This window comes from Niastella vici, assembly GCF_002077945.1.
In the GTDB taxonomy this organism is placed as follows: domain Bacteria; phylum Bacteroidota; class Bacteroidia; order Chitinophagales; family Chitinophagaceae; genus Niastella; species Niastella vici.
The window spans coordinates 341,610-353,809 of the sequence record NZ_LVYD01000058.1 but is presented as its reverse complement, the minus strand read 5'-3'; the positions used below and the strand labels follow the sequence as shown (position 1 = coordinate 353,809).

The window sequence follows — 12,200 nt, the reverse complement described above, 5'->3', positions numbered from 1 at the left end:
AAGAGATAGTGGTACTAATGGAATAAAAAAAATTATGAAAGCGGTTTTCAATAAAACGAAGGGTAAGATTTCGCGGAACCGGCTAAGGTTTATACTCAAATAAAGAAAGGCAACCAGCAGGCGTAACGGGCCAGTTTCTCTCTCAGGCGTTTGAGGGTGGAACTGAGGGTGTTTTTTACAGTTTGCTCCGACAGGTTGAGTCGTTGTGCAATTTCCTTTATTGAAAGATTTTCTGTCCGGCTAAGCCGGTATACTTCCCGCATTCTTTCAGGCAATCCGGCAACCTCAGCAGCAATTGCCGACTGTAGTTCTTTATAATGCAATAACTCTTCAGCTGTTAAATCTGTTTTTTCCAGGTCTTCAACAGATAAGGGAACTACAATGCCTTTTTGGGCTTGGCGGTAAACCCTTTTAATGATACAATATTTAAGTGCAGTAAAAAGGTAGGCTGAAAGAGAATCTTTTGATTGTATATTTTTTTTGTTACGCCATAAACTAATAAACACTTCCTGTACAACATCCTGCGCATCTGCATCATTACCAGTACGATGCAAAGCTTTTACATATAATGCGTCCCAATATCTTTCGTACAACAAACGAAAAGCCTCCTGGTCATCATCAGCAATCAGTAGTGCTTTATCCGTTAATTGGTGCATATGGGTGGGCTTTATTACCAACAAAAGTAATTACATTTTATTCATAATAAAGGCATTTAAAACAGGCAGGGTAAGCATTCAGTTATGAAAGTAAAAATAAGAGAAAGCCCTTACTTCCAACAACAGTTCTTCGCATAGGAACATTTTATTATGATTAAAAAAGGGGGTAAGTAAACACAAACCCCCTTGTGCAACCAATGGCACATGAGAAAAATGACGATCATCTATTCGGGTTTCGTAGACAATTAGAATGGGTGAGCCTTAAACAGGCCATCTCATATCCTGAGACGGCCTGTTTATGCGCTTATGCAGAAAAATTATCCCTATAACCAGGTCAGGCATTGTTTATCTCTCCGGTAATAAAACAAACCTCATATAGTTTTCCCCATTCAGGAATTGTATGGCAACTTCCTTCAGACTTTCAGTCGTTATCTCCTTCCAAAGATTTTCGTTATATACATCTTCAATCTCTTCTTCTGTCCCTTGTAAAACGGATGAGCTAATCAGGCTTAACCAGTAACCATTTTCTTTAATTGCTCTTGCTTTTTGCAGTTTCGATGCAGCTTTAAGTTTGTCAATATCATCCTGCAACGCCCCTGTCGACTTTATTTTGCCAATCTCCCCGAAAACAGACAATATCAATAATTCTACATTCGCCGGATCACAGATAAAATTGATACTGAAATTATATTCCCCGGTTGGGATCCTTCTTAACACAGGATTAATGTCAAGGCTGTATATTCCACCGATTTCCTCCCTAAGCCGTTCCAATAGCCGCAATCGTAATACACCGGCCAATACATTTAATTCAAAATTGATTAATGCATCCGGATGATAAGCACCACTGAGCATCAATAAAACCCTTGCCTGTGGTTCTTTCCCTCCAAAAATCTTACATGAATGAATACCCCTGGCAATATCCAGCTTCAGATCCTTTAATTTTTCCACCCGCCCCGCCGATGGCAGTGAACCCAGGTATTGCTCCAGTAGTGGTTTAATTTTTTCTACATCAAAATTTCCTACAAAAACAAATGTAAAGTCGCCCGCATCACTAAACCGCTCCTTGTATAATTTTATAATAGTATCGAGTTGCAGCGCATTTATCTGACCCGGGGTAGGCTTCTGGTTCCGGATATGATAACCAGATGATACATTTGAAACGGTATCGCCAAATATGGTCCCCGGCAAATTTTTAGTATTCTCATAACTGGCCAGCATGCGCTCTTTTAACTGGCCAAAACTGGCAATATCTTTTCTTGGCCTGGTAAAATATAAGTAAACAAGTTGTAAGGCTGTTTCTATGTCCTTGGCATCCGTAGTACCGTTAACACCCTCAGAATAAGTTGATATAACAGGTGCTACTATTACTTTTTTCCCTGCCATTTTTTTTCCTATCGCCTGCCTGCTTAAATTTCCCACGCCGCTCGCTGAAATAATTGCCGAAGCCAGGCTGATCGATAAAAAATCGCTATCGCCTACCTGTGATGTACCGCCTGGGCTTATTCCAGCAAATTGGATCTCATCTTTTTTGAAATCGGTTGATTTAAGAAGAACCCGTACACCATTATTTAATTTGATCTCTGTAATACCTGCTTTCCCATACAGTTTTTTTTCACTGATAATTTTTCCCGGTACGGGTAAAACGGGCATCAATTCATCGGCAGCAGGTTTGTCTGCATAGGCTGTCATGTTTTCCTTTGTTGCTTCATTCATCCATTGCAATATTTTATCCTCTGCCGGGATCAAAGATTTGTCCTTTTCATTCGCCGATATTATTATATCCCTGTTTGTTTCTTTAAAGACCTGGTTGAATAACATAGCCAGATCATTCACCGTAACAGCTGCAATATTTTTCTTATAAAATTCATATTCATAGCTTATGCCTGGTGAAGCTTCCCCTTCCAAAAAATTTCTTACATATTCCTCCACATATTGCCTCGAATGCGTTATATCCTTTGTTTTGTTTATATCCTCATAGCGGGTCAAAAAATTTATTTTAGCTCTTTCCAACTCAGATGGCAGAAATCCGTATCGTTTTATTCTTTCCATTTCAATCCAAAGGGCCTTGAACGCATCCTCCTCCCTTCCCTGTTTGGGTTGCACAGTCAGCGTAAAAGAATTCACATTGGCAAGAACAGCGTTAATACCCCCGCCGATTTGATAAAAAGGAGCATGTTCCTGTTGGCTTATTTCATTAAAGCGGCTGCTTATTATATCATTTAATAAAGACTGTAGCATGTGTTTCCTAAAGTCGTCCAGGGTTTTCATTTTACCAGCGGCGTGTTTCATATATATGCTGATGCTAGTTGCAGGCGTCTCCTCATCGGTAACAGCCAGGTATTGGTTATTGCCTGTAAGTGCGATAGAATACTCAGTACGATTGGGCGCCCCTACCGGGTTTTGCAGATCTGAGAATTTTGAAATGATCATTTTTTCCATCTCCTTCTCATTTATATCACCTACCACAATCAATGCCTGTAAGCTTGGCCGGTACCAATCGTAATAAAATTTTCGAAGCGTATCATGATCAAAGTTTTTAAGCACTTCGTCTGTCCCTATCGGCAATCTGGTAACATATCTTGAATGGTTCAATAATACCGGTGATACTTTTTCCTGTACCCGCTGGAAAGATCCCAGCCGTTGTCTTTTTTCTTCTATTACAACGCCTCTTTCCTTATCAATTTCGTCTGCCGCCAGGGAGGCATCCCGGGCCCAATCCCTGAGTATCTGGATAGCATTTCTTATTACCTCTTTGTCGGCAGGCACCGGCAACTGGTAGATTGTTTCATTAAAGCCTGTCGAGGCATTGAGGTCGGCGCCAAACCTTACCCCTGCCTTCTGGAGATAATCTACCAATTCATTTTTGGGGAAATGCCTGGTGCCGTTAAAACACATATGTTCCATGAAATGGGCAAGCCCCTGTTGATTGTCCGTTTCTACTATTGAGCCAACTTTATTAACCAGGTAAAATACAACCTGGTTGGCAGGGTGGATGTTCTTGCGAATATAATAGGTGAACCCATTGGACAACCTGCCGGTTTTTATTTTTGGATCAAGCGGTATTGCATTTTCATTGCTGCTTTGTGCAAATACAACACAGGCAAACCCTGAAAGAAAAAACAGCAAGATTGTTCGTTTTATATTTAATTCTGTTGTAAACATTGTTTCTTTTTTTAGCATAATCGTTTCTCTCTACAAAAAATGCAATAGGGAACTGCATTCCATTCAGGAAACAGCTTTTAATATTTCGCGAAATCATTTATTATGATGAGCTATTGCGCCTTCATTGGGAATAGCATACTCTTATAGGTGGATGCTATAACAATTCCCTGTGCGTCGACAACCGTGTAAGCCAGCATGTAGTTGTTGGAAATGTTCATCGTATTGGGAAAAACAACAATCGGTATCGAAGCTCGCCGTGAATGGGCAGGTATAATGGCCGTAAGATTGGGAGCCTGGTATTTATCGGCAGGCAATTCGATATAATTTGTCCTCCACTTGCTGTTAAAATCAGCGATCAGGGAACTATCTTTTTGAAAAGTAACTTTAAGCTCCCCGTCTTTTGTTTTGTTCCAGGAAAATTCTACATATAACAGTAGTGTATCTTTTGCTGCAGAGGCACTGAACAAACTGTCATCCGGCTGTTGTTGCATGACTGGCCAATTCGAATTGGGAACAGTGATCAATGGTTCTCCATCAGCATACGCTGTATATGGATCATCTTTAAGACAACCGGTATTTGTAATGATTGATGCTAACATCAAACACAGATAAAAAACTTTTTTCATGAAATTGTTATTTTAAGACTACTTCTATTCAAAATTTATTTTCATCTTATGGCATCCACCATATTTTGCTGGTAAACACATTGATTTCTCCCTGTGCTGTTACATTCGCATGATTTATTTTATACTCACTTGCAGAATAAGGAAATCTAACCGGAAGTGTTGAAGAAATTCTTCCGGGATCATCAGACAGGGGGATAAATGAATAGCCGCCGTTCCTGCGATAGTCTGTCCAGGTTTCCTGCGAATTCAATCCGTTCATGGCAATGTATTTCTGGAACATCAACAGCTTGTATTTATCCGGTGCATCATCCCAGCTTACATTTATATTGTTGGCCGCATCCTGCGCATTATACCAGTTGGTAAATACCTGGTTGGAAAGAGACAGGTCATTCCTGTTCCCACCAACATTCAGCCACCGGAATGACTCCCGTACGGCATTTTGATAAGCAGTCTTTGCATCTCCAGGTATCCATCCCCTGAAAATGGCTTCGGCCTGCAGGAACAAGCTTTCCACGCTGGTAAGCACCCACTGATCCATATCATATCCCTTGATAAGACCGGAGGAAGAGGGAGTCACAGGTCCGTGAACAGTAAGCCCCCCAATTCTTGAAACAAACGGGGCGCTCTGGAACATGAAAAACCGTGTATCAAATTGAAACCCGTATTTGTTGCCCCGGTAGTCGCTGGGTTGCGGCTGCGCAAATGGCTCCGGAGCGCCTATGGGAACCGGCTGCTCAATTTTATTATAAAAAAAGCCCAGGCGTGGATCGTTATTTGACTTCAGAATATTCATTGCCGTTACATTGGCCCTTCCTGATTCGCTTCCCTGCCCCGAAAGGCCGCTGGGCAGAAAACCAAAATAATTATAAAAAGGGTTTGGATCCGTCTCTTTATATCCCGGGTTAACCGCAGCATCCTCGCCGGAAGCAAGAAATCCAGAGCCTTCCGACTGGATACCGCCCATTACGTTTTGTATATAGCCCGTCCTGTCTGATCTGTTGGCCTGGTGAATGAGCAAACGGAGTTTCAACGTATTGGCAAACTTTATCCACTTATTTTTATTACTGTGAAACATGATATCAGCCCTGGAAATATTTAAGTTTTTGTCAGGATCGGCATTTTTAATAAAATGAATGGCAGTGTCCAAAACCCTTATAAGGTCTTCATATATTAATTTGGCATCCTCGTATTGGGGATATTGAAAATTTACTGGGTCACCACATTGCGTATAAGGGATGTTATTGAGCTGGTCAACACCATTCGAAAAGGCCAACGCTCTCATGAGTTTCGCAATACCGAGGTAAAAAGTTTGACTGGTTGCCATGCTTTTCTTTTCAATAACCCGGCATGTTCTTATCGTCGCCGAAGCCAACTCGCCGGCTCCGAAGGAAGGAGTGAGGTTATAAGTTTGTTCAAAATAACCCCCCACGGGAAACGGCGAACAGGTATATCCCATCCAATTGTCTAATAATTGTCCGTGTAGTGGCGCCGAATTTTCCAAAACCGGTGATAAAAGAAGATCAGGAGTAGCACTTGATTCAGCCAGCAGGTTGGGATCGTAATTTACATCTACCCATTTCTTACAGCCGGTGAAGATGAACATGATAAAAATAGATCCGGGGCACACTACTCTGCGGATATAGTAAGCAATGATTTTCATATTGATTATTATTAGAACTTTTTTATAGTACTGTAAAGCATTCGTTTAACCGCTAAAAGCCGGCAGTCAGGTTGATCCCCAAAAAGCGGGAACCCCCAATGGAGCCGTCTGAAAAAAGACCATTAAGATTACTTGCTGCTTTTTGATCTTCCCTATCTACCGTTCCAGCTCCGGTAGCCAATTCGGGATCACCCCAATGATTTGTTTTAGGATAAAATCGCAGGAGGTTTCTGCCTGCCAATGTCACGGCAAGTTGCTTTATGAGTTTTGTTTTGAGTTTCCAGTTGTAACTCAGTGAAATTTCCCTCAGTTTCCAAAATGCACCACTTACCAGGAAATTTGTCTCTACCTGTGAAAACAGATCATACAGTCCTGCCTGCGCCGATTGAACGGGCACATCCGTGTTGGCAACATATTTTCCTGTACCGTCGTCGTATGCGGAGTTGGGAAATACAAAACGCCGGCGACCATATTGTGCTGTCATTTCGTCAATACCACCCATGACGAATAAAGTTGCATTTCTGAAATAATGGTCAAATCCGCCACGATATTCACCAATCATATGCAACCCGATATTTTTCCAGGTAAGGTGAAAGTTAAATGAGCCGATATATTTGGGGAGTGACCGGCCTATTATTTTCGGATTGAAATTATCAACTGATGGCATTCCGGTAACCCTGTCAACGACCACCCTTCCCTGCTTATCCTTTTTCCAATCAGTCATCCTGAAGGCATAGGCGGGCCCGCCGACCATAATGACGTGTTTGTCCCCTACTGATACTGATGTTGGGCCGCCTCCCGAACCATTAGCATTGCCCAGTTGTTGGTCATTTACTGCCAATACCTTATTATCATTTATTGAAAGCATTCCTTCCAGATTAGCAGCAATGCCATTAGGTAATTTGAACAGGGGGGCCAGTTTCAAATCAAATTCCCATCCATGATTCAGGAAATCCCCAATATTATCTAATATATTATCGCCGCCTGAAAAAATAGAAATAGCTCTCGTCCCGATTACGCCGTTGTTCCTTTGCCGGTAGTACGTGATGTCGAGACCAATTCGGTCTTTCAAAAAACCAGCGGCGACTCCATACTCCTGGGAGATAATATTTTCAGGCTTTATATCCGGGTTGGCGATTGTTCTTGGATCAAATTGATAAGACAAAATATCGCGATAAACATTGGTTTGTGTTAATAAAGATTCGTTCTGGTATGGTATTATATTCATGTTGGCCGTTCTGTTAACGGATGCCCTTAGTCTTATGGCTGACAGGTATTTATTTTTTAATAAGGACGGTATTGCTTCTCCCAGCACTATTGACGAGTTGACCCCATAATAATAATTATCATTTCTTGCCCTTGTGGCAATCTTTGAATCCCAATCCTGTCTCCCGGTTACTTCAAGAAAGGCCCAGTCCTTGTAACCAATTGTACTGGTTCCAAAAAAAGAATAGTACCGGGCGCGGATTTTTACCTGGCTGACACCGGGCGGAGAACTATTGTACGAAGGGTTATAAATGGGAACAAGCAAAGACAGGGCAGCGATCTTGACATTTTCATAATTGTTGTCCCGAACCGAATTGCCTATGGTCGATTTTATAGAAAACTTCCCCATTGTAAACTGTGTGTTTATCAACAAGTCATTGTTGAGCGTCAGATTCACTTTATGTTCATCTATAACAGAAGCCCTTATGTCGCCTTTGGCACTTATCGACCTTCCATTTGTCCTTCCAAAATCAGAATAGAGGATTGGCTCTTTTGTGATTTTTTCCACAATGCCGTAGTAATTCATGCCTATCCGGTTGGTTACAGTTAGCCACCTGGCAGGTTTCATAATAATGGAAAGATTTCCAAACAACGCGTTATTGTCCTGAACCAAACGCTGTGTACCGATATCTTCATAAGGATTTGATACACCATCCGCCCAATAATGGTTATGGTCAGACCATTTATCGTTCCTGAAATCTTTATACCTGGTTATGGGAATATGTGCCGGGAAAAAAAGAGGTTCGAGACCAAGGGTAGCCGCTAAATTGGCGTGGGACTTTGTATATCCCATATTCACCCGGGTGCTGATCTTTCCAAATTGCCGGCCTGCATTCAATAAAAGCGAAGCACGGCTGGTTCTGTCATCAGGCTTTAACCCCGTTATATAGGTATGCCCGGCGCTGAGGTAATAGTCTGAACGGTTATCGCCCTGCGAAACGGAAATATTATTCTGAGCGGTTATTCCTACATTATAAAATCTGAATCGCTCCTTTGTGTATTTATAGGGTACCATTTGCTGTTCTCCATTTTCATCAGGGCGGCCGATAGATACCATTTCCCCATTAAATTCAGGCCCCCAGCTTTGCGTTATATTGGGATCATAGATGCCCTGCCCAAATTGATCTACAGCAGCCCCGCTTCCAAATCGCTTTTGTATTTTGGGATATTTTGTATCCAGTGTCTGTAGCATGGTTGAATGCACGTAACTGACCACCGGATTTAGTTTCCCCTTTTTTGTATTAATAATAATTACACCGTTGACCCCCTCAGGTCCGTATAAGGCTGCCCCGTTGGCTCCTTTCAGGATATTCACGCTTTCAATATCGTTTGGATTTATATTATTGATAAAATCCATCAGGATATTGGCTGCCTGCTGATCGGCCCCGAATGAAAGCGGTGAGCCATTTAAAATAAATAGCGGGAGATTATTAGTGGTTTCACTAAACGAGCGAATCCCGCGAAGCAATACTCTTATTTGCGGGTTTACTCCGGCGCCGGTAGTACTGATGCTCAGGCCGGATACTTTACCAGTTAGCCCTGTCAATAGGTTAGCGGGATTTGTGCGGTTTATTTCCGCACCGCTGACTTTTATAGCTGAGTATCCCAATTCTTTCGTTCTTTTTTCAATGCCATAAGCGGTTACCACCGTTTCATTTAACTTATCGGCATTCAATACCATCGTAATAGTAAAATTTGTTCTACCGTTCAATTTAAACTCCTGCGTTACATAACTTACACTACTGATAATAAGAGTGGCATCAGGCTCTACATTAGTAAGTACAAAATCTCCTTTCGCATTTGTAACAGTTCCTTTACCTATTCCTTTAACCTCTACCGTAGCCCGCTCTATTGGTTCCCCTTTTTCATTCACCACTTGTCCGTGAATATCGATCAACCTAATAGCAGGCGCATCTGTTCCGGACCTGTTACGGTCGGCAGTTATGGCCACAGCTGGTTTACTAATTACGATAGTGGTTTTGGTAATAGAAAATTCCAGATGTTGATCTTTAAGAACAGCTACCAAAAAATCCTCAAGGGGAGCTTTTTTTACACTGATAGACACAGGAGAAGTTTGATCCAGCAGGTCGGCATTGCAAATAACTCCATAGCCAGTTTGCTTTTTAATTTCAACAAACACCTGTTGAAGCGGAACATTTTTACCACTGAAAGTAATAGTCTGTGATAACCCCTTAGCCGACACATTTAAAACAGCTACAAGGAGAAAAAAATTAGTTAGTTTCATAACTAACAGCATTTTGGTGTTAAACCACCGTGTGGGTTCCTGGTCTGTATTCCGGGATTGAGAACCAGAAGACATGACAACGGCAGGTTTGAATAGAAACAGAAGCCTTTTTAATGTAAGGTCACAAAGAGCCTTTTGCATAACTTTGCATAGTTTGGGTGATTGAATAAGCAGTCCTGGAAGACTATTTTGTTCGATGTTACCCAAACGCCGGCCAGAGGTGTTTCCAGCACTTCTGGCTTTTGTTTTAGATAACATTATCTTTAAATCATTATGTGTTTAACTATGGCAGTTCCCGAAGCCTTCAAGAGAAACCTTTTATAACTCATCACAACACAGATTGATGTAACGATTCATTAAGGTCACCGATCGCGACATTTCCATATGTTAACTACCGTTTAAAAGCGACGATAGCAACATTGCCATTTTCTTTTGAAGGAAGGTTTTTGTCTTTGTAATTTGCGGAAGCAATAATCTGCTTTCAAGATTTTATCCTGGTATATTTTCGTGCTGGTAATCACCATTTTTTGTTTTGTACCTTTTGGATTAACCGGGTCTTACTCTTTTTACCTGCTCTTCTATCTTCATTTATTGAATAGTGTTACCTTTAGGCTGTTGTTAGAACTAATAGCCCCTGTGGTTCATGGCATCACAATCAGCTTTTTTCCTTCAATCCTGAAATGAACATTCATTTTACCCAAAGCAGCAAGCGCTTCCGACAAATTCAGATTCCTCTTCATCTCTCCCCAGATTTTAATATCCGGTATCCCACTTTCAAAAACCACATCAATATCGTACCAGCGCGACAACTGCCTCATAACTACCTGCAATCCGGCGCGATTAAAATAGAAAGAACCATTTTTCCAGGCCATCACCTCTTCCATGTCGAAGCTGTTATCCACCATCAAACGCGCCGCAGTCTTCTGACCGGGTTTCAAGCCAGAAAGCGCAGCAACGGCTTGTTGACCAGGTTTCAAGACCAAAGTTTGTTGCCGGCCAGAAGACTTAGCGTCGGCGGTCTGAATTTTCACGCTTCCTTCAAGAAGTGTGGTTGCTATGTTCCCCTCGTCTTCATAGGAATTAATATTAAAATGCGTACCAAGTACTTCTACTTCAATATCATGGACCTGCACACGAAAAGGCTTGGTTATATCCTTCGCAACTTCAAAATACGCTTCGCCGGTGATCGTCACATTCCTTGCCCTTCCTTTAAACGCAGTTGGATAGGTAATGCTTGATGCAGCATTTAACCAAACATCAGTTCCATCCGGTAATTGTATTTTGTATTGCCCGCCACGTGGAGTAGATAAAGTATGATATTCCACAGTCTCAACCTGACCTTCATAATCCAGTTTATTATTAGTATTAGTTATTTTCAGGCTTCCCTGCCGTACAATATCACCTTTTGCACTATCCAAAAATATTTTTTTACCGTTGGCCAGGGTAAGTACAGCCTTATCTCCGCCAGGTAATACATCGTTTTGTACTTGTGGGCTACTTTTTGTTGTTGCCTGTTTATTATTTATTTTATTAAATACACCAAACAATGCGGCAGTACCTATCCCAATAATCAAAACTGCTGCAGCAGCCCACCACCGTTTATTGGAAATGCTACGAACCGGGGCAGGTTTAGGCTGCCGGCCAGGCGGCTCCATTATTTCTTTCAATTTATTCAACCAAAATTCCCTGTCAATAGTATCTGATGTAGTAAGACCTTCAAAATACTGTTCCAGAAAAGCGCGGTTTATTTCATCATTTTCCGCGTTCCCCAGATAATTAAACAAAGCATCCAGTTCCTCCGGGGAAGCTTTTTTATCGACAAACTGTTGCCATAAGTAAGTGATATATACTTGTTGATCATTCATTTGAACTATTCAATAACTCCGGTTCTTTTACTGTAAGACGACCAGGTTTAAAAAAAGTACCAGCATTTTAAGAAATTATTTCTTAGGGCAGTTCAAGTAGTAGTACAAGTAATAATATAAGTAGAGTAAAATGAAAACGCCTTTTTTAAACAGGTAGGTACGTATAAAATGCAGAGCTTCCGTCAGGTGATTGCGGACTGTATTTTTGGATAGCTGTAATTTATGTGCTATTTCTTCATAGGTAAGACCCTCTACATGCTTTAACCGGAAGATCAATTGTTTTTGAGCAGTTAATTGTTCTACCGCCCTCTTAATCCCACTGATACGGGAGTCATGATGTTCTTCCAGGCTATTATTCCATAAATATTCAGCTTCGCGCACCATATGATATTGCATCTTTACTTCAATAGCATGGTGTTTCAGATGATCGAGGGTGCGGTTACCCGCCATTCGGTATAGATACGCAGAAGGATTCTCTACACTGGAAAGCGATTGACGGACCTGCCAAAGTTTTGTAAATACATCCTGCACAATTTCTTCTGCCCAAAGGTCAGAATCGAGCAACCTGGTAACATGAGGATACAGCTTTTCAGTATACCTGAGATAAATTTCGGCAAAAGCAACTTCGTCGCCCCTGGAAATTCGTGTAAAAAGTTCTTTATCAGTATGTGATAAGTTACTATTCAAGTGGTAAGAATGACAAGCAATAGCATAAAAGTA

At 41.4% G+C, this 12,200-nt stretch carries 7 protein-coding genes; all 7 read right to left on the bottom strand.

Translation table 11 applies throughout. The annotated features are described in order from the left end of the window. Nucleotides 1-95: 95 nt before the first annotated feature. Nucleotides 96-656, bottom strand: a complete 561-nt coding sequence (locus tag A3860_RS25510; RefSeq protein ID WP_143774256.1) for an RNA polymerase sigma factor — start codon at nt 654-656, stop codon at nt 96-98. Between the two features lie 345 nt (nt 657-1,001). Beyond that, nucleotides 1,002-3,818, bottom strand: a complete 2,817-nt coding sequence (locus tag A3860_RS25505) for a M16 family metallopeptidase (protein WP_158085355.1) — start codon at nt 3,816-3,818, stop codon at nt 1,002-1,004. A 110-nt stretch (nt 3,819-3,928) separates the two neighbouring features. Beyond that, entirely contained in the window at nt 3,929-4,444 is a 516-nt protein-coding gene (locus tag A3860_RS25500; RefSeq protein WP_081151425.1) for a DUF1735 domain-containing protein, read from the bottom strand. 46 nt (nt 4,445-4,490) lie between these two features. Further along, nucleotides 4,491-6,104 carry a SusD/RagB family nutrient-binding outer membrane lipoprotein gene (locus A3860_RS25495; protein ID WP_081151423.1) on the bottom strand — a complete coding sequence of 538 codons (1,614 nt, stop codon included), beginning with the start codon at nt 6,102-6,104 and terminating at the stop codon, nt 4,491-4,493. Between the two features lie 52 nt (nt 6,105-6,156). Next, nucleotides 6,157-9,615, bottom strand: coding sequence for a SusC/RagA family TonB-linked outer membrane protein (locus tag A3860_RS25490; protein WP_158085354.1), 3,459 nt, complete (start codon nt 9,613-9,615; stop codon nt 6,157-6,159). A gap of 641 nt (nt 9,616-10,256) precedes the next feature. Next, complete coding sequence (locus tag A3860_RS25485; protein ID WP_081151420.1) at nt 10,257-11,480, bottom strand: FecR family protein; 1,224 nt, start codon at nt 11,478-11,480, stop codon at nt 10,257-10,259. Nucleotides 11,481-11,555: 75 nt separating this feature from the next. Beyond that, entirely contained in the window at nt 11,556-12,167 is a 612-nt protein-coding gene (locus A3860_RS25480; RefSeq protein WP_158085353.1) for an RNA polymerase sigma-70 factor, read from the bottom strand. Nucleotides 12,168-12,200 lie beyond the last annotated feature (33 nt).

What these genes read in the sequence shown, in the direction of transcription:
- A3860_RS25510 (WP_143774256.1), bottom strand. Translation starts at nt 656, where the DNA reads ATGCACCAATTAACGGATAAAGCACTACTGATTGCTGATGATGACCAG.
- A3860_RS25505 (WP_158085355.1), bottom strand. Translation starts at nt 3,818, where the DNA reads ATGTTTACAACAGAATTAAATATAAAACGAACAATCTTGCTGTTTTTT.
- A3860_RS25490 (WP_158085354.1), bottom strand. Translation starts at nt 9,615, where the DNA reads ATGAAACTAACTAATTTTTTTCTCCTTGTAGCTGTTTTAAATGTGTCG.
- A3860_RS25485 (WP_081151420.1), bottom strand. Translation starts at nt 11,480, where the DNA reads ATGAATGATCAACAAGTATATATCACTTACTTATGGCAACAGTTTGTC.
- A3860_RS25495 (WP_081151423.1), bottom strand. Translation starts at nt 6,104, where the DNA reads ATGAAAATCATTGCTTACTATATCCGCAGAGTAGTGTGCCCCGGATCT.
- A3860_RS25500 (WP_081151425.1), bottom strand. Translation starts at nt 4,444, where the DNA reads ATGAAAAAAGTTTTTTATCTGTGTTTGATGTTAGCATCAATCATTACA.